General features: G+C 65.5%; 14 protein-coding genes. 5 read left to right on the forward strand and 9 right to left on the reverse strand.

Annotated features, from left to right (window positions below; genetic code table 11):
- Positions 1-71 precede the first annotated feature (71 nt).
- Entirely contained in the window at positions 72-1,526 is a 1,455-nt protein-coding gene (locus NCS02_RS17020) for a glycosyltransferase family protein (protein ID WP_250519898.1), read from the reverse strand.
- Between NCS02_RS17020 and NCS02_RS17025 the strand changes: the two genes are divergently transcribed.
- Positions 1,504-5,871: a DEAD/DEAH box helicase gene (locus NCS02_RS17025; protein ID WP_250523241.1), complete on the forward strand. Its 4,368-nt coding sequence runs from the start codon at positions 1,504-1,506 to the stop codon at positions 5,869-5,871. The two genes, NCS02_RS17020 and NCS02_RS17025, sit on opposite strands and share 23 nt — an antisense overlap.
- Before the next feature lie 36 nt (positions 5,872-5,907).
- Here NCS02_RS17025 and NCS02_RS17030 read toward each other — a convergent pair whose 3' ends face one another.
- Positions 5,908-6,129, reverse strand: a complete 222-nt coding sequence (locus tag NCS02_RS17030; protein WP_250502950.1) for a hypothetical protein — start codon at positions 6,127-6,129, stop codon at positions 5,908-5,910.
- Positions 6,130-6,570: 441 nt separating this feature from the next.
- On the opposite strand from NCS02_RS17030, the gene NCS02_RS17035 reads away from it, so the two are divergent.
- Complete coding sequence (locus tag NCS02_RS17035) at positions 6,571-8,715, forward strand: serine/threonine-protein kinase (protein ID WP_033536133.1); 2,145 nt, start codon at positions 6,571-6,573, stop codon at positions 8,713-8,715.
- A gap of 7 nt (positions 8,716-8,722) precedes the next feature.
- Here the strand turns inward: NCS02_RS17035 and NCS02_RS17040 are convergent, their stop codons facing one another.
- Together NCS02_RS17040 and phaP are read right to left on the reverse strand one after the other, a co-directional pair.
- The gene (locus tag NCS02_RS17040; RefSeq protein ID WP_008353444.1) at positions 8,723-9,535 is read right to left on the reverse strand and encodes a class I SAM-dependent methyltransferase; all 813 of its coding nucleotides are present in this window, start codon (positions 9,533-9,535) and stop codon (positions 8,723-8,725) included.
- 71 nt (positions 9,536-9,606) lie between these two features.
- Positions 9,607-10,029 (reverse strand): phasin family protein, encoded by a 423-nt coding sequence (gene phaP, locus NCS02_RS17045; protein ID WP_008353443.1) that lies wholly within the window; start codon positions 10,027-10,029, stop codon positions 9,607-9,609.
- A gap of 296 nt (positions 10,030-10,325) precedes the next feature.
- On the opposite strand from phaP, the gene NCS02_RS17050 reads away from it, so the two are divergent.
- Positions 10,326-10,517, forward strand: a complete 192-nt coding sequence (locus NCS02_RS17050) for a DUF2964 family protein (RefSeq protein ID WP_033536164.1) — start codon at positions 10,326-10,328, stop codon at positions 10,515-10,517.
- Between the two features lie 18 nt (positions 10,518-10,535).
- Here NCS02_RS17050 and NCS02_RS17055 read toward each other — a convergent pair whose 3' ends face one another.
- Positions 10,536-10,910: a DUF3564 family protein gene (locus tag NCS02_RS17055; protein ID WP_033536165.1), complete on the reverse strand. Its 375-nt coding sequence runs from the start codon at positions 10,908-10,910 to the stop codon at positions 10,536-10,538.
- Positions 10,911-11,486: 576 nt separating this feature from the next.
- Between NCS02_RS17055 and NCS02_RS17060 the strand changes: the two genes are divergently transcribed.
- Positions 11,487-12,476 (forward strand): zinc-dependent alcohol dehydrogenase family protein, encoded by a 990-nt coding sequence (locus NCS02_RS17060; RefSeq protein ID WP_250502951.1) that lies wholly within the window; start codon positions 11,487-11,489, stop codon positions 12,474-12,476.
- Between the two features lies 1 nt (position 12,477).
- Here the strand turns inward: NCS02_RS17060 and NCS02_RS17065 are convergent, their stop codons facing one another.
- Positions 12,478-13,182 carry a Crp/Fnr family transcriptional regulator gene (locus NCS02_RS17065; RefSeq protein ID WP_008353439.1) on the reverse strand — a complete coding sequence of 235 codons (705 nt, stop codon included), beginning with the start codon at positions 13,180-13,182 and terminating at the stop codon, positions 12,478-12,480.
- Positions 13,183-13,257: 75 nt separating this feature from the next.
- A complete protein-coding gene (locus NCS02_RS17070) occupies positions 13,258-13,911 on the reverse strand; it encodes a glutathione S-transferase family protein (protein ID WP_250435728.1) in 654 nt (217 codons plus the stop codon).
- A 174-nt stretch (positions 13,912-14,085) separates the two neighbouring features.
- Between NCS02_RS17070 and NCS02_RS17075 the strand changes: the two genes are divergently transcribed.
- Complete coding sequence (locus NCS02_RS17075; RefSeq protein WP_250502952.1) at positions 14,086-15,459, forward strand: polyhydroxyalkanoate depolymerase; 1,374 nt, start codon at positions 14,086-14,088, stop codon at positions 15,457-15,459.
- Positions 15,460-15,461: 2 nt separating this feature from the next.
- Here NCS02_RS17075 and NCS02_RS17080 read toward each other — a convergent pair whose 3' ends face one another.
- Positions 15,462-16,796, reverse strand: coding sequence for an ATP-binding protein (locus NCS02_RS17080; RefSeq protein ID WP_175979309.1), 1,335 nt, complete (start codon positions 16,794-16,796; stop codon positions 15,462-15,464).
- Positions 16,793-17,506, reverse strand: a complete 714-nt coding sequence (locus NCS02_RS17085) for a response regulator (RefSeq protein WP_008353432.1) — start codon at positions 17,504-17,506, stop codon at positions 16,793-16,795. The genes NCS02_RS17080 and NCS02_RS17085 overlap by 4 nt, the downstream gene beginning before the upstream one ends.
- Between the last annotated feature and the right edge of the window lie 12 nt (positions 17,507-17,518).

Genomic DNA, 17,518 nt, shown 5'->3' on the forward strand with positions numbered 1-17,518 from the left:
TGGTTGCAGGGCACGCGCGGCGCCGTCCGGTACATCTTACCGGCGGCGCGGCAACGATGGTGGCGAGCGCGTCATTCCATCGCGGCGTGGCGGAGGTCGTAGTCCATGATAAGCGCGCGGTTATCTTCCCACATGCCGATGTAATGAACCATGAAGCTGTCCGGGCGGCGATAGACCCAGGGCGTGTTCAGTTCGATGAAATCGTAAATGCGCGTCGAATCGAAGTCCGGCAGCGAGTGGAAGACATCGATGAAGTAATACTGATCGCCCTGGTTCGCATAGATGTGGGATCTGTCGTCCAGGTTCCGGCACCTTTCGATCACGCGCGCGAGAGCGTCGTAGTTCTGCTGATTGCGCTGAAAGCCCATGATGCCGGAGTTGAACGCCCACGTTCCGATATCGCGTGCCAACACGGTGTCGCGTTCGCGCGTGAGCGGTTCGAGACGGCGGTTCATGTCGTTGATGAGCACATCGGCATCGAGCCAGAACACCCATTGATGATGCGGCAAGTACGCGTGCAGCAACGCGGCCTTGTGCCAGTTCGCCGACGTCTTTCCGTCGTTCAATCGCGGCGGAACATCGCGATGCACGTAAAGCGTGTAACCGTGGCGTTTGCAATATTGCCTGATGTTGGCCTCGGCGATGCGCCCGTACTGCGCGATATTCGGCGTATAGAGCATGACGATCGCGATCGCGTGGTTCGGTTGATAGACGCTTTGCGTTTCGGTTTCATGCACGCCCGAATTGGCGAGCGAGAGAAACGGCGTTGCGCGCGTCCTGCATTCGTTGATGTGTTCAAACGCTGCCGCACGAAGCCGCCGATGATGTTTCTCGTCGCGAAAGCAGGTGGAGAAGCTGTTCCACGTCGCCCAGACGCATTCGAGATTGACCGCGGCCGGAAGCACAACGTACACGTCGCCGACGCGGAACTGTTGCGGGCAAATCGTGAAGTCATGCAGCATTTCGCCTTCGTTTTCCGGCAACGCGACGCCGAGCCGGCAGCGGCCGACGAGATCCGCGAGCTTGCGGCGCACCGGTTCTGTATTGCGGAAGATGAGGATATCCGTCTGCGGGATATGCCTTCGGCGCAAGTCAGGAGCCAGTCGCGCCCCGCCATGAGATCGGGCAATGCGACGGGCCGCAGTATCGCGGCGTTCTCGCTCAGCAGCATGAGGATTTCGTTCGGCGCGGCGCGGCTCAAATGACGCAGCAACGCTTCGTACTTGTAGACCCATTGCAGGTGCTTGTTGCTTCCCGACAAATCGGACAAGTCGATCTCGATGTGGCGATAGCCGAATTCCCGTGCGTAGTGGCGATGGTTGGCGAGCGCGCCGGGCGCGTGGTCGGACAGAAGGCTTAGGACGATCATGAGAGGCGGAAAGCGTTTGAACGGATTGCTTGGGCGAACCGCCTAGCATCGCTGTAAAGCGTTCCGGGTCGCATGGGAACTGTCCGAAAAGCGCCAGTAATACGCCGTTTCTCAAGCGCCCATAGAATGTCCGAATGATCCGAAAATCCGCTTCCATCGCCGACGCGCTGCACGGCTTTCATCCCGCCGTCGCCGCGTGGTTCGGCGCCCGCTTTCCCGCGCCGACCGCGGCGCAGGCGCGCGCGTGGCCGCTCGTCCACGCGCGCCGCTCGGCGCTCGTCGCCGCGCCGACCGGCTCCGGCAAGACGCTTACCGCGTTTCTCGCCGCCATCGACGAACTGGTTCGTGACGGCGTCGCGCGCGGCGGGACGCTGCCGGACGAGACGCGCGTCGTATACGTGTCGCCGCTGAAGGCGCTGTCGAACGACATCCACGTCAATCTGGAGGAGCCGCTCGCGGGCATCGCGCAGACCTTGCGCGAATCCGGCGTGGCGGCGCCCGAGATTCGCGCGGCCGTCCGTACCGGCGACACGACGCAGCAAGAGCGCAACGCCGTCAGGAAGCGCCCGCCGCATATCCTCGTTACGACGCCGGAATCGCTCTACGTGCTGCTGTCGTCCGATTCCGGCCGCGCGATGCTTTCGACCACGCGCACGGTGATCGTCGATGAGATTCATGCGGTCGCGGGCAGCAAGCGCGGTTCGCACCTGAGCCTGTCGCTCGCGCGCCTCGACGCGCTGTGCGAGGAAGCGGGCGGGCAGCGGCCCGTGCGCGTCGGCTTGTCGGCGACGCAAAAGCCGATCGAACTCGTCGCGAAGTTTCTCGTCGGTGATAACCAGCCCTGCGAGATCGTCGATGTCGGACATGTTCGAGCGCGCGATCTCGCGCTCGACCTCCCGCCGATGCCGCTCGAAGCGATCATGTCCAACGACATGTGGGAGCGCGTCTACGACCGTCTCGCGGAGCTTGCCGGGCTGCATCGGACGACGCTCGTCTTCGTCAACACGCGGCGCATGGCCGAGCGCGCGGCGCGGCATCTGACCGAGCGCCTCGGCAAGGAAGCCGTGGCCGCACATCACGGCAGTCTTGCGCGCGAGCATCGGCTGGACGCGGAGCAGCGTCTGAAGCGCGGCGAACTGCGCGTGCTGATCGCGACGGCGTCGTTGGAACTGGGCATCGATATCGGCGATGTCGATCTCGTCTGCCAGATCGGCTCGCCCGGCTCGATCGGCGCATTCTTGCAGCGTGTCGGGCGCTCCGGGCATCACGTCGGCGGCGTGCCGAAAGGACGGCTTTTCCCGACCTCGCGCGACGATCTGATCGAATGCGCGGCGCTCCTCGATTGCGTGCGGCGCGGCGAACTCGATGCCCTGACGATCCCGCACGCGCCGCTCGACGTGCTCGCGCAGCAGATCACCGCCGAAGTCGCGTGCCGCGAGTGGGGCGAGGACGCACTGTTCGAGCGCATCACGCGCGCGTATCCGTACGCGACGCTCGATCGGGCGCATTACGAGGCCGTGCTGCGCACGCTCGCGGAGGGCTATACCGGACGGCAGGGCGTGCGCGCGGCGTACGCGCATCGCGATGCGGTCTCGCGCACGCTGCGCGGCCGTCGCGGCGGCAAGCTGACGGCCGTGACCTCGGGCGGCGCGATACCTGACAACGCCGATTTCGCCGTGATCCTCGAACCGCAAGGCTTGCAGATCGGCACGGTGAACGAGGATTTCGCCGTCGAGAGTCTCGCGGGCGACATCTTTCAGCTCGGCAATACGTCGTACCGGATCGTGCGCGTGGAAGGCGGGCGCGTGCGCGTCGAAAACGCGAACGGCCAGCCGCCGAACATCCCGTTTTGGCTCGGCGAAGCGCCGGGCCGCAGCGACGAGCTTTCTCATGCGATTTCGCGTCTGCGCGCCGATGTCGACGCATGGCTCGATGGCGGCGTCGAAGCGACGGTCGCGCGGCTTGCACAAGAAAGTGGCATCGACATCGAAGCCGCGCGGCAGATCGTCGATTATCTGGCGCGTTCGCGCGCCGCGCTGACCGTGCTGCCGACGCAGGACACGCTCGTCATGGAGCGCTTCTTCGACGAATCCGGCGGCACGCAGCTCGTCATCCACGCGCCGTTCGGCAGCCGCGTGAATCGTGCGTGGGGACTCGCGCTGAGAAAGCGCTTCTGCCGCACGTTCAACTTCGAGCTGCAGGCGGCCGCGACCGAGGACGCGATCGTGCTGTCGCTGACGGGCAGCCACAGCTTTGCGCTCGATGACGTCTGGCGCTATCTGAAATCGGCGACTGCGGAGCACGTGCTGATCCAGGCGCTGCTCGACGCGCCGCTCTTTGGCGTGCGCTGGCGCTGGAACGCGACCAACTCGCTTGCGCTGCCGCGCTATACCGGCGGGCGCAAGGTCGCGCCGCAGTTGCAGCGCATGAAAAGCGAGGATCTGCTCGCGGCGGTGTTCCCGGATCAGGTCGCGTGCGCGGAAAACATCTCGGGCGAGCGCGACGTGCCGACGCATCCGCTCGTCGAGCAGACGATCGACGATTGCCTCCACGACGCGATGGATGCCGACGCGTGGCTCGCGCTCCTGCGGCGCATCGAAGCAGGCGATGTGCGGCTCGTCACGCGCGAATTGCCCGCGCCGTCGCCGCTCGCGGCCGAGATTCTGTCGGCGCGGCCGTATGCGTTTCTCGACGATGCGCCGCTCGAGGAACGCCGCACGCAGGCCGTGCTCGCGCGCCGATGGAGCGATCCGCATTCGGCGGACGATCTCGGCGCGCTCGATCCCGACGCCATCGCGAGCGTGCGCGACGAAGCCTGGCCCGAAGTCACGAGCGCCGATGAAATGCACGAGGCGCTTTCGACGCTCGCCTGCATCGCCGAATCCGAAGCGCAACGCGACCCGCAATGGATCGCGTGGCTGGATGCGCTCGCGCGCTCCGGCCGAGCGACGCGTCTGCAGATCGCGGAGCACGACGCGCTGTGGACGCCCGTCGAACGTCTCGCGTGTGTGCGCGCCGTCTACGAGCATGCGCCGATGCATCCGTCGCTGCAGCCGCCGCCCGGTTTCGACGATGCGTGGACAACCGACGACGCGCTCGTCGAAATCGTGCGCGCGCGTCTGTCGGGATTCGGGCCGCTGACGGTGCCGGAGATCGCGCGTCCGCTCGCGCTGCCCGCGTCGGCGATCGCGCTCGCCCTGACGCGGCTCGAAGCGCAGGGCTACGTGATGCGCGGACGGTTCGCGCCGGGCGCGCAGGTCGAAGAGTGGTGCGAGCGGCATTTGCTCGCGCGGATTCATCGCTATACGGTGCGGCGGCTGCGTCGCGAAATCGAGCCGGTCGAGCGGCAGGATTTCATGCGCTTTCTGCTCGAATGGCAGCGCGTCGCGCCCGATTCGCGCGGCGAGGGCCGCGACGCGCTCGGCGCCGTGCTCGAACAGCTCGAAGGTTTCGAGGCGCCCGCCGTCGCGTGGGAGGAAGAAATACTGCCGGCGCGCATCGCCGATTATTCGGGCATGTGGCTCGACGATCTGTGCCGCGCGGGCAAGCTCGTGTGGACGCGTCCGGCAGGACGCTCGCGCGCATCGGGCGGTCCGGTGCGCGGCACGCCGATCGTGCTGCTGCCGCGCCGTCACCTCGATGCATGGAACGCGCTCATGCGTCCCGACGAAGCGCCGCAACTGTCGTCGCGTGCCGAACGCGTGTTCGACGCGCTGAAAGCGCACGGCGCGATGTTCTTCGACGAACTGCTCTCCGACGTGCGCCTTCTGCGCACCGAACTCGAAGACGCGCTCGGCGAACTGGTCGCGCTCGGACTCGTCAATGCCGACAGTTTCGCGGGCCTGCGCGCGCTGCTCGCTCCGGCGGCGAAGCGCAACGCGTTCGCGCGGCGTCCGAGGCGCGGTGGCCTCTTCATCGGCGGAATGGACGACGCGGGCCGCTGGGCGCTCCTGCGCCGCGCGAAACCGGACGACGCGCGCGAAGACGGCGATCTCGAACACATCGCGCTGACGCTTTTGCGGCGCTACGGTGTCGTGTTCTGGCGTCTTCTGGAGCGCGAGGCGCAATGGCTGCCGCCGTGGCGCGATCTGCTGCGCGTCTATCACCGGCTGGAAGCGCGCGGCGAGATTCGCGGCGGGCGCTTCGTCGCCGGGCTCGCGGGCGAGCAATTCGCGCTGCCCGAAGCCGTGCCGCTGCTGCGCGACATGCGCAAGCGGCCGAAGGACGGCGTGTTCGTGGTGCTGTCGGCGGTCGATCCGCTCAATCTCGTCGGCACCTTGCTGCCGGGAGAAAAAGTGCCGGCGCTCGCGGCCAATCGCGTGCTGTATCTCGACGGCGTGCCGGTCGGCGCGGTGGTCGCGGGCAAGACGCGCTATTTCGGCGATTTCGATGGAGAAGGGCGCGAGCGCATGCGTCTCGCGCTCGTCAAGCGCACGGCGCGTTCGCTCGGCAGTTCCATCGGCAGCGGAGTGACGGGCGCGAGCATGCCGACGCGCCATTGAAGCGGCGAAGGACGCGATCCCTCGCCGCTATCGACGTTATTTCTTCGAGACGAATCTCGTGTTGAACGGACCGGCCTGCGTAGCGGGCACGTCCTTCACCGGCACGCCCGGATAACCGACGACGCGATTTGTCGCCGATGCCGGCCGGATGCGAAACAATGGACGCACGCCATCGCGCGCGCCGCCGACGATCGTATGCATCGCCTGCCTGTCGAGTTCGACGCTGTCGGCGAGATCCCTGATTTTGATGACGGCCATGGATGCTTCCTCCAGAGTGGGGAGTCCCAATCGAGTATAGACAATCGTCTTCGATGTGCCGGAGCGACTCCGTGATCCGCAACACCGATCGCGCGTGAACGCCAATGGCGGCACAAGGCGCGTGCCTTCTGCCGCAAAGACGTTCGTGAAGACCAATGCGAATCGCGTGCCAACGCCGCGTGCGAGCGGCATGAACTGTCCAGTGCGTTGATTTTTCGGTCCTTTTCGCCACGCGGCGAGTTCGTGCCAAGCGTATTTCGATGGCGTGACGCCAACACTCGTCATCGATGTGTCGGTCTCCGAACGACATGTGCGCGATGCCGCTCATGATCGAAAACGCCATTTGCGAAAGCTCCATGTGAAGGCTAGTATCGAACGATCACCGGGGTTTTGTTACGACAAGTAGTTCTCGATCGATTGGAGCCGCGTCGCGTCGCACAGATGACAAGTTTTGCGCAAGCGATTCGTACTTATCGGGGCGACGGCGGGTCGCGCGACGAGTTCTTTGCGGGAGTGGACGGCGCACTGGCGACCGAACAGACTCCGGCAAGGCGGCTCATGGAGATCCTCGACGAGGAGCACGCGGCGCGGCCGTTGCCCCCCGACATCTATGCGGCCATCCGCCGCCGCATCGAGCATGCGGCGCGCATGCGTCCCGAAGCCGATTCCCCTACCGGGCCCGCGAGCCGCGACGAGACGCGTCTGCAAACGTCGCCGGGTTTCGCGCCGCCGCCTTCGCGCGATCCGAGCGGCGGCACCGGGAGTCAGGCGACGCAAGTGATGGTCGATCACGATCAGCAGATGAAAGGCGTCGGCGACACGCTCAACAGCCGCTTCGTGCTGGAAGAATGTCTCGGCATCGGCGGAATGGGGACCGTGTACAAGGCGCTCGATCTGCGCAAGCTCGAAGCGTCGGACCGGCGGCCGTATGTCGCGATCAAGGTGCTCAATCTCCAGTTCCGCGGCAATCCGAAATCGCTGATCGCGTTGCAGCGCGAGGCGCGCAAGGCGCAGCAGCTCGCGCATCGGAATATCGTCACCGTGTACGACTTCGACCGCGACGGTCAGGTCGTCTATCTGACGATGGAATATCTGTCTGGCCAGCCCCTCTCGCGTCTGCTTCGGAACCCGAACTTCAAGGGCATGCCGTTCTCCGAGGTCTTTCCGATCTTCAAGGGCATGGCCAACGCGCTCGCCTACGCGCACGAACGCGGCTTCGTGCACTGCGATTTCAAACCGGCCAACGTGTTTCTCACGGACACGTCGGAAGTGAAGGTGATCGACTTCGGCATTTCGCGCGTGATCCAGCGGCCCGAGGAGGAAACCGAGGCGACCGTGTTCGATCCCGGCAGCCTCGGCGCGCTCACGCCCGCGTACGCGAGCCCGGAGATGCTGGAGCATCGCGAGCCCGATCCGCGCGACGACATTTACGCGCTCGGCTGCATCACCTACGAATTGCTGACGGGCAAGCATCCGTTCGATCGCGTGCCCGCGTTGCAGGCGAGAAGCGCGGGCATGAAGCCGCAGCGTCCCGAGCATCTCGGCAACAAGCAGTGGAAAGCGCTGAAGGCCGCGCTCGCATTCGAACGCGAAGCGAGGACGCCGAGCGTCACGCAATTTCTCGAAGATATCGCCGACGAAAATGCCGCGTCGCCCGCGGGCCGCAAGGGAAAAAAAGGCGGCGTGCCGAAGTTTGCGATCGGCGCGGCGGCGCTCGTGGCCCTGCTGGCGGCGGGCGCGGGATATTACTTCTACGATCAGTCGAGGGGCGGCGAGGAAGTTGCGCACGAAGCGCCGCCCGCGCCGGCAGAAGGCAGCGCCGCGGGAACGGTGACACCGCATTCGCCCGGCGCGCCCCCCGCTTCGGCGGCGGTGGCGGTCACGCCCGCCGTGCCCGCGACGCCCGTTCCCGAACTCACGATGGCCGCCGTCACGCCCGTGCTCGGGAGCGTGCCGTGCTCGGCGCTGGTGGCGTCGGTGCATGATCAGACCGTCGACGTGCAGGGCTTCGTATCGCAGAAATACGGTCTCGCGCGACTGAAGGAAGCGCTCGGCCGCGTGCCAGGCGTGAAGACGACGAACTTCGGCGTGCAGCCGGTCGCCGACGACAAATGCGATCTGCTCAAGGTGTACGGCCCGTTCTGGACGGCCAACCGCCAGTCGGGGCGACCGGCATCGGTGCACACGCGCTCGCGCGCGACGAGCCTCACCGAAGGCGACCCGCTCATCGTCGATCTGATGACGCCCGCGTTCGAGTCCTACGTCAACGTCGACTATTTCATGCTCGATGGCAGCGTCGTGCATCTGTTGCCGAACGCGCGCTCGCGCGACAACCAGGCGCCCGCAAACTACACGGCGACCATCGGCACAATGGGCGATTGGGTCGTCGGCAAGCCGTTCGGTTCGGAGATGATCGTGCTGACAGTCACGCCCGCGCCGCTCTTCGACTCGCCGCGCCCCGACAGCGAAGCGAAGTCCGAATATCTGCGCGCCGTCGACAAGCGGCTCTCGGCGCTCGCGGGCAAATACGGCCGCGAGCGCGTCGCCGTCGATATCTTCCAGATCACGACGCAAGCCAAAAAGTAGCGCCGGCTCAGGGTTTCGTGGCGGACGCCAGCACACAGGGCATCGGCACGAGCAGCTCGCCGTGCCGCGCGTACGCCGTCACGCGGGCGTGCACTTCCTGCGCGATTGCGGCAAGCGCGCTTTTCGATTGCGCGCGCAGCAGCGCCGCCATTCGCACGCCGCCGTGCATCAAGGCGTCGAGCGGCGTTTCGGGCAGCACGAGATGCCACGTTTGCTCGACTTCGACGGCGCGCGCGTCGGCAAAGCCGGCTTCGGTGAGCACGCGCACACATTCGTCGGGATCGCTGAAGCGAAAGAAGGGCGGCGAGGGCGGCAGTCCGACATCGAGCGTCCCATGCAGCCGGACCGCGTCGAGCACCATGCCGAAGCCGACCGCGCGTTCGGGTGCAGCCCACGCGGTGAACGCAATGCGTCCGCCCTGGCGGAGCACGCGCGCCGCTTCGTCGAGCGCGCGCTCGGGCTCGGGAAAATGCAGCATGCCGAAGTTGATGCCGACGGCGTCGAAGCTTTCGTCGCCGAACGGCAACTGCTCCGCGCCCGCGAGATGAAACTCGATCTCGGGATGAAACTGCCGCGCGTGCGCGATCATCGACGCGGAAAAATCGACGGCCGCCGCAGTCGCGCCACGCTCGATCGCCGCCGCGGCGAGATTGCCCGGCCCGGCGGCGACATCGAGCATGCGGATGCCCGGCGCGACCGAAAGCGCATCGAGCAGCGCGGGATGCGCCTGAACGGTCAGCCTTCCAAAATAGTCCTCGTACGACGGGACCACATGCTCCCAGCCGTCCTTCTCGAACGCTGCGAATTCGTCGAATTGCATGACGCACCTCCGCTCGCCGCACGCGCGGCTCGTCGTTGCCGGAGGCCGGGCCTCGTCAGGACCGCGCGAGGCTAGGTCTTGGGCTTCTCGATAGAAGCTTTGAGTTCGTTCAGGGCGTCTTCCATGCGTTTGCTGACGAGCGCATAGGCTTCGGCCTGAGTCTGCTGGGTCGTGCGCGCGATGTCCTGCATGTCCGCGAGCGCGTTGTGCAGCGCGCGTTGCACGACTTCGTTGGCGTTGAACGGCGGTTGCGTCGAGGTCGTGGCGAATTGTTTTGCGATGCCTTCGAGATCGCTCAAGGTCCGGCGCAGGATTTCGAGTTGTTTGTCGCGCAGCGCCTCCATGCCGCCGAACGCGACGCGATTGGTCGCCGCGAGCGCTTCGACGTCCTTGCGGCGCGATTCCATGATCGCGGTGACGTCGAACCCAGGAAGCTGGTACTGCTGGAACATGGCTGCAAACTGGCTGAACGGATCGCTGAAATTTTGGTTCATCGTGCCTCCCCAGGGTTTTGTCGGTCGAATGCGAGCCATTCTTGCGGGCAAAGGCGAGGATGGCCCGGGCAGCATGCGCCGTGTGCGCGAAGCCATGCCAACGCGCAGCCAGCACCTGATACTACCAATATAAGCCGTGGAAATGGGGCAAGGGAAAACACCAGAACGAGCGGTCGCCTCCCGGCGCGCGCGACGTTCGGTTGAGGTTGATGCAGGTCAATTCGTGCCGCGCCGAGCAAGCGACCATTGAATTATCGCGGCGCGGTATCGGTGCGCCCGACGGTCGGGAGAACATCATGATCAGGGGTGAAGGGCGCATCGTGGCGGCTTTGGGCGCGGTGTTCGTGACGCTGGGCGGCATCAATGCGGCGCTGCGCGGCCTGCTCTTCGACGAGACGTCGGTGATGTACTACGGCGTGCTCGCGATACTCATCGGGGCTGCGTCGTTCGTCGTGATGCTGACACCGTTCCCGAGCGACGAGCCCTGACGATTGAGCGCGTGCCGATCAGATTCTCTCCTCGTCGGCGAATACGCCGTGCTCCGCCTTGATCTGCTCGCGATCGATGCACTGGACGTGCCAGCGTCCGGTGCTCTTCATGCCGGCGCCGTCGGCATACCAGAGGACGCGTCCCGCGAGACCCTCGCATGGGCCATCCGGCGCGTCGACATCGAGGCGCTCCAGAACGCAGATGGGATCGCCCACTTGCTGGCCGCAAATCATCGTGCCGTTCGAACCTGTGCGCAAGCCGCCCCAGTCCGGCACATCGACGGACTGATGACCCTCGCGCGACCATCGGCGGGTTTCCTTGTCGAGCCACAGGATGGCGTAGGCCGCCGATTGAGCGCCTTCGAAGCCATCCAGCTTGACCGTGATACGCATGTCATCCTCCATGAAGCAAATTCGATGGACGAAGACGCTCGGCGCTTTCGCCGGCCATGAGCGTCCTCGGTTGAATGGCGGCTTGCGCCGCGCGTATTGTTGAGGCGTTGCGACGCGATCTTCTCAGACCGCGATGAGAGGTTCGAACTGGACGCCGCAGATAAGTTTAATCGCGCCGCATGTAATGGGTTCCATCGCCGATGCGTTCGTAAGGCACGCTTCGGATCGCGAACTTGCCGCGCCGCAACAGCGATGATGTCCGAACCAAACAAGCAAGTCCGATGCCGAAATGTGTCGCCGACACATGTTCGCTTCGTGACTGCATGAGTCAAGTTTAGTACGACAATCTGACCGTTCAGCGACAGTCATCGGAGGCAAATCGCCGCACGCGCGAGCAACCGATGCGCGATGCGTGCGCCGCATCATCGCGTGATGTGGTGTAACCAGAATGCCCGGCGAGCGTGCATCGGTGCACCAAGGCGGCTTCGCGCGCCCCAGCGCATCGCGCGTGCGTGCCGTTCGTTTGCTGCTGCGACGGACAACACGCTGCGCTGCAATATCGATGGAGATGAATTCATGCGCGCAATGGTCTTCGACGGCAACGGTCCTTTCCTGCAGTTGCGCGATCTGCCCGATCCGGTGCCGCGCGCAGGTGAACTGCTCATCGACGTCCATGCGTGCGGCGTGTGCCGCACCGATCTCCATGTAGTCGACGGCGAGCTCGCGCATCCGAAGCGGCCCGTGATACCGGGCCACGAGATCGTGGGAACGGTCGCGCGGCTCGGCGCGGGCGTGACGAACTTCGCGCCCGGCGATCGCGTGGGCGTGCCGTGGCTGGGCCATACCTGCGGCCGTTGCCGCTACTGCATCGCCGGCCGCGAGAATCTCTGCGATGCGCCGGATTTCACCGGCTATACGATCGACGGCGGTTACGCGCAACGCGTCGTCGCCGATGCGCGCTACTGCCTGCATCTGCCGCAACGGTATTCGGACGTGGAAGCCGCGCCGCTGCTGTGCGCGGGACTGATCGGCTATCGCACGCTCGCGGTGGCCGGCGACGCGCAGCGCATCGGCATCTATGGCTTCGGCGCGGCCGCGCATATCGTCGCGCAGGTGGCGAAGCATCAGGGGCGCGCGGTCTATGCGTTCACGCGTCCGGGCGATATCGCGGCGCAACGTCTCGCGCTCGCCCTGAAGGCGCATTGGGCGGGCGGCAGCGACGAGACGCCGCCCGATGAACTCGACGCCGCGCTGATCTTCGCGCCCGCCGGCGCGCTCGTGCCCGCGGCGCTCAAGGCGGTCGCGAAGGGCGGCGCCGTGGTGTGCGGCGGCATCCACATGAGCGACATTCCTTCGTTTCCGTATGCGCTGCTCTGGGGCGAGCGGCGCGTCATATCGGTGGCGAATCTCACGCGCGAGGACGGCCGCGCGTTCATGGGGATCGCCGCGCAGTTTCATTTGGATCTGCACACGACGCCTTATCCGCTCGACGAAGCGAACCGCGCGCTCGCCGATCTGCGCGACGGCAAGCTGACGGGCGCGGCGGTGCTGACGGTCCGCGCGTGAATCAGTGATGTTCGAGCATCGCGCGATCGACGATGCGGACCTGACGCCCGTTGAGCCCGATCGCGCCTTCGCGCTGCAGCTTCGAGAGCGTGCGGCTCACGGTTTCGAGTTCGAGCCCGAGATAGCTGCCGATATCCGCGCGCGTCATTGGCAAGAGAAGATCGACCGGATGTCCGCCGGATGACGTTGCGCCCGCGTCGAGGCGTTCGGCGAAATCGAGCAGGAACGCCGCGACGCGTTCGCGCGCGGGCATGGTGCCGAGCATCAGCGCGAGACGCGATGCGCGCACGATCTCCGCGCTCATGATCGCGAGCAGTTCGTGCTGCATCCCCGCGTATTCGCGACACAGCGGTTCGAGAATGCCGACCGGCATGATCCGCACGACGCTCGCTTCGAGCGCGACGGCGTCGCTTTCGTGCCGGTTCGTGCATATGCCGTCGAGACCGAGCGTTTCGTTTTCGAAGTGAAAGCCCGTGACCTGCGTGTGCGGCGCGCTGTCATCGTCGCTGCTGGGGAATGTCGCAACGGTCTTGAAGCAACCGCTTTGCACCGTATACAGGCTGCGCAACGGCTCCCCCGCGCAATACAACGCATCGCCACGCTCGACGGTGCGCGTCGGAAACGGGATCGCGTCGGTGTCCGAAAAGCGGACGTGCAACGTCGGCGCGCGCCGGGTCGAAGCGCCCGCATCGATTGAAGGTTCCATTGCGACTTCCTCCTTCAAGACCAGTATGGTTCACGAATGGAGGAAAAGAAAATCGGCCTGACTCGCGCGACCGTTTCAGAACTCGATATCGAGTTCGTCGATTTCCTCGGCTTCCTGTTGCGCATCGGCGATCCAGCGGCGCATTTCCGGCATCGCGAGAATGCGCTCGCCGTACGCGACGATATCGGCGTCGAGCTTGACATCGTAGGTGACGAAGCGCGTGACGACCGGCGCGAACATCGCGTCCGCGCACGTACGTTCGCCGAACAGATACGGACCACCATACCGCGCGAGACATTCATGCCAGATCGTCACGATCCGCTCGATGTCGGTCTGCGCGCGCGCCCATACCTTGAAGCCCGGAAAGTGCGCCTTCAGGTTCATCGGCAGGGCGGAGCGCAGTGCGGCAAAACCCGAGTGCATCTCGCCGCAAATCGCGCGGCAATGCGCGCGTTCGGCGCGCTCCTTCGGCAACAGGCCGGCATCGGGGCATACTTCATTCAGATATTCCGCGATGGCGAGCGTGTCCCAGACCTTGATGCCATCGTGAAAGAGACACGGCACGAGTATCGATGGCGACAGCAAAAGCAGTTCGGCGCGCGCGCCGGGATCGTCGGCGGGCATCACGACTTCCTCGAACGGCAGTCCGCTGAACTTCGTGAGCAGCCAGCCGCGCAGCGACCAGGACGAATAGTTCTTGCTGCTAATGGTGAGCGTGGCGTTCGCCATGAGTCGTTCCTCGCGCGTCGTGCACCAAGACGGATCGAGCGCGGTGCGCCCAAGCACCGAAGCGCGGCAAAACGCGCTCGTGAATGGCATCCGTGCAAAGCCTATGCCAATCGCGTGACATATGAAGGCCCATGTAGCCATCGATTGGCATGGCTATTGCCTCCTTTCGTCGCCATGAATCCGTTCACCTATGCGGGCTATCAGGCCTGGTCCGATTCGATGCTGCCGATCCGCCACGCCGCTACGCTCGTCGAAGGCGCGCTGCGCGTCTGGAAGGATATCGGCGAGACGCCGCAGGCCCGCGGTATGGCGGCGCTCTGCGAACAGGTCGCGCTCACGGGCCTGACGCACGCGCGGCCGCCATTCGATATCGCGCCGGTGCAAGCCGAAGGCAAAACGATGCGCGTCGTGGAAGAAGTCGCGGCATCGACGCCGTTCTGCGATCTGCTGCATTTTCGCAAGGACGATGCGTCCATCGTGCAGCCGCGCGTGCTCGTCATCGCGCCGATGTCCGGCCACTTCGCGACCCTCTTGCGCGGCACCGTGCAGACGATGCTCGCCGATCACGACGTCTATATCACCGACTGGCGCAATCCGCGCGACGTCTCGCTGATGCACGGCCGCTTCGGTTTCGACGAATACGTGCAGCACATCATCGATTTCATCGAGACGATCGGGCCGGGCGCGCATCTGCTCGCCGTCTGCCAGCCGACCGTCGCGGCGCTCTCGGCGGTTGCGCTGATGGCCGAGGACCGGCATCCCGCCGAGCCGGCGAGCATGACGCTGATGGCCGGTCCCATCGATACGCGCGTGAACCCGACGCGCGTGAACGAACTCGCGAAAAGCAAGCCGATCGACTGGTTCGAGCGCAATCTCATCAGCATGGTGCCGTTCGGTTTCGCGGGCGCGATGCGGCGCGTTTATCCGGGCTTCGTACAGCTGGGCGCGTTCATGTCGATGAATCTCGCGCGTCACATCGAATCGTTCGAGGAGATGCATCATCAACGCGCGAAGGGCGACGTCGCGAAGGCCGATGCGATCCGCGTTTTCTACGAGGAATACTTCGCGACGATGGACCTCACCGCGGAGTTCTATCTGGAAACCGTCGACACCGTGTTTCAGCGGCACGCACTGCCGCTGAAGCAGCTCGAAGTGCGCGGCCGCAAGGTCGATCCGTCGGCGATCCGGCGCACCGCGCTTTTCACCGTCGAGGGCGAGCGCGACGATATCTGCGCCGTCGGCCAGACGCTCGCGGCGCAGGATCTGTGCGACAAGCTGCGGCCGTATCTGAAGGCGCATCATGTTCAGACGGGCGTCGGCCACTACGGCGTGTTCAACGGCAAGCGCTGGGAGCAGCAGATTTATCCGCGCATCCGCGCATTGATCCACGACAACGAGCCCAGTCCCGCCGGTGTGAATGCGCGCACGCAGCCGATGGTGCCCTTGCACGCAATCGCGCCGCTCGCACGCGAATCCACGGTCGCCGAGGATCAGGCGCAGACGGCGAACGAGGGCGATGACAAACAGGCGATCGCCGATCCCGAATAACGCTAGCTCGAGAGCGGCAGAACGATGCGCGACTCCGCGCCGCCGCCGTCGCGCGCGCGCAGTTCGAGCGTTCCGCCGTGCAGCCGCGCGATGCGCTCGACGATTGCAAGTCCGAGGCCCGTGCCCTTCGGCTGGCCTTCGCCGCCGCCGCGCTTGAACGGCTGCTTCAGCGCTTCCGGATCCTGACCGCCGAGGCCTTTTCCGCGATCCGCGATCACGACGCAGGCCGTGTTCGCCTCGCGATCTGTCCACGTCCGCACTTCCAGGCCGACTACGCCGTAGAGCACTGCGTTCTGCATCAGGTTCATGAGCATCCGCATCATGCTGATCGGCCTGAACGGGAACGGTTCGATCTCGCCGAGATCGAGCGCGAACTCGTGCCCCAGTCCGGCGAAATCGGCGGCCAGATTGGCGATCAGCGCGTTGAGATCGCCGACGACGGGCGTTTCCTTCGCGCCGCTGCCCGCGTAGTCCATGAACTGCTGAAGAATCGTATCGATGGTGTCGAGATAGCCTTCCGCCGATGCCGCGAAAGCCGCGTCCGTCGATGGCACGGCGGACATCGCCATGGCGAGGCGCAGCTTGGTCATCGGCGTGCGAATGTCGTGCGAAATGCCCGCGAGCATCAGCGCGCGCGTGGCGTCGGCTTCCTTCAGCGCGGCCGTCATGCGATTGAAGGCGCCGCTGACCTGGGCGATTTCCGTCGGACCGTCGGTCGGCAGGACGCCCGGCTCGCCGCCCGCGGACACGAGCCGAGCGGCATCGGCGAGATGCGCGAGCGGACGGTTCAGATGGCGCTGGATCAAGTACGCCGTCGCGAACGCGAGCGCGCCGAGTCCGAGCGAAAGGAAAAGGGCGGTCGCGAGGCCGTCGTCGTGCGCGGCTTCGGGCACCGGCAGCGCCAGCCAGCGCGGCTCGCCCGCCAGATGCGCGCGGATCCACAAGCGCTGCTGACCGTCGTCGGACGCTTCTGCGCCTTGCCAGCGCACGAGCATGTCGGCGGGCAGATGCGCGCGCAGGCTCTCGATGAACGTCCGGCGCTGATACGTTTGATAGAAGCGCAAGCGCGATCCCGGCGCCATGTCGCGCGCGCCGGCGGGCAGTTCGGCGCGAAGGTCGAGGTTCACGGCGACGCTTTGCGCGGCTTCGGGCGGCGAAGTTTTCAGGAGCGTATCGAGCGTGACAATATAGCTCGCGAAGGTCGCCGCCGCGCGCTCGATGCGCGGCGTCTGGATGAAATGGAGCAGCACGGCGATCGCGCACACCTGGCTCACCGCGACGAGCGCGACCAGCAGCAGGATGTTGCGCGCGAAGAGCGAGCGCGGCGCCCACTTCACGATTCGATTTCCGCGAGCAGCATGTAGCCGACGCCCCACACGGTCTTGATGAAGCGCGGCTTGCCCGGATCTTCCTCGACGATCTGACGCAGCCGCAACACCTGCACGTCGATGCTGCGATCGAGCGCGTCGTGATCGCGGCCGCGCGTGCGGGCGATGAGGTTGTCGCGGCTGACCGCGCGGTTCGGCGACGAGCCGAGCGCCGTGAGCAACTGCATCTGCGCGGAATGAATCTCGAACGGCTCGCCGCCGCGATACAGCTTTTGCTTCGCGAGATCGAGGCGGAAATCGCCGAAACGGATGCGCTGCTGCGTATGCGTCGGGTCGCCCGCCGCAATCTTCTGGCGGCGCAGCAACGCACGCACGCGAGCGACGAGTTCCTGCGGCAGAAAGGGCTTGGCAAGGTAATCGTCGGCGCCGGTTTCGAGGCCGACGACCTTGTCGACCGGATCGCCTTTCGCGGTGAGCATCAGGATCGGCAGCGTCTGGCCTTCGGCGCGCAGGCGCTTGCAGACCGAAAGGCCGTCTTCGGGCTCCATCATCCAGTCGAGCACCAGCAGGTCGTAAGGCTCGCGCTGCAAATAGCGGTCGAGCCGCTTGCCATTTTCGACGACGCGTACTTCGAAACCCTGCGAACTCAGAAATCGCTGCAGCATGTTGCGCAACTCGGCTTCGTCGTCAAGCACGATGATCTTCGGCAGGGTTTCCATGGAGGCTCCGGG

Source organism: Caballeronia sp. NCF2 (assembly GCF_023631205.1).
Classification (GTDB): Bacteria; Pseudomonadota; Gammaproteobacteria; order Burkholderiales; family Burkholderiaceae; genus Caballeronia; species Caballeronia zhejiangensis.

Bases quoted from the DNA above. Each gene is read 5' to 3' on its own strand.
- NCS02_RS17060 (WP_250502951.1), top strand. From the start codon at position 11,487: ATGCGCGCAATGGTCTTCGACGGCAACGGTCCTTTCCTGCAGTTGCGC.
- NCS02_RS17085 (WP_008353432.1), bottom strand. From the start codon at position 17,506: ATGGAAACCCTGCCGAAGATCATCGTGCTTGACGACGAAGCCGAGTTG.
- NCS02_RS17065 (WP_008353439.1), bottom strand. From the start codon at position 13,182: ATGGAACCTTCAATCGATGCGGGCGCTTCGACCCGGCGCGCGCCGACG.
- NCS02_RS17025 (WP_250523241.1), top strand. From the start codon at position 1,504: ATGATCCGAAAATCCGCTTCCATCGCCGACGCGCTGCACGGCTTTCAT.
- NCS02_RS17050 (WP_033536164.1), top strand. From the start codon at position 10,326: ATGATCAGGGGTGAAGGGCGCATCGTGGCGGCTTTGGGCGCGGTGTTC.
- NCS02_RS17075 (WP_250502952.1), top strand. From the start codon at position 14,086: ATGAATCCGTTCACCTATGCGGGCTATCAGGCCTGGTCCGATTCGATG.
- NCS02_RS17070 (WP_250435728.1), bottom strand. From the start codon at position 13,911: ATGGCGAACGCCACGCTCACCATTAGCAGCAAGAACTATTCGTCCTGG.
- phaP (WP_008353443.1), bottom strand. From the start codon at position 10,029: ATGAACCAAAATTTCAGCGATCCGTTCAGCCAGTTTGCAGCCATGTTC.
- NCS02_RS17035 (WP_033536133.1), top strand. From the start codon at position 6,571: ATGACAAGTTTTGCGCAAGCGATTCGTACTTATCGGGGCGACGGCGGG.
- NCS02_RS17040 (WP_008353444.1), bottom strand. From the start codon at position 9,535: ATGCAATTCGACGAATTCGCAGCGTTCGAGAAGGACGGCTGGGAGCAT.
- NCS02_RS17020 (WP_250519898.1), bottom strand. From the start codon at position 1,526: ATGGAAGCGGATTTTCGGATCATTCGGACATTCTATGGGCGCTTGAGA.
- NCS02_RS17055 (WP_033536165.1), bottom strand. From the start codon at position 10,910: ATGCGTATCACGGTCAAGCTGGATGGCTTCGAAGGCGCTCAATCGGCG.
- NCS02_RS17030 (WP_250502950.1), bottom strand. From the start codon at position 6,129: ATGGCCGTCATCAAAATCAGGGATCTCGCCGACAGCGTCGAACTCGAC.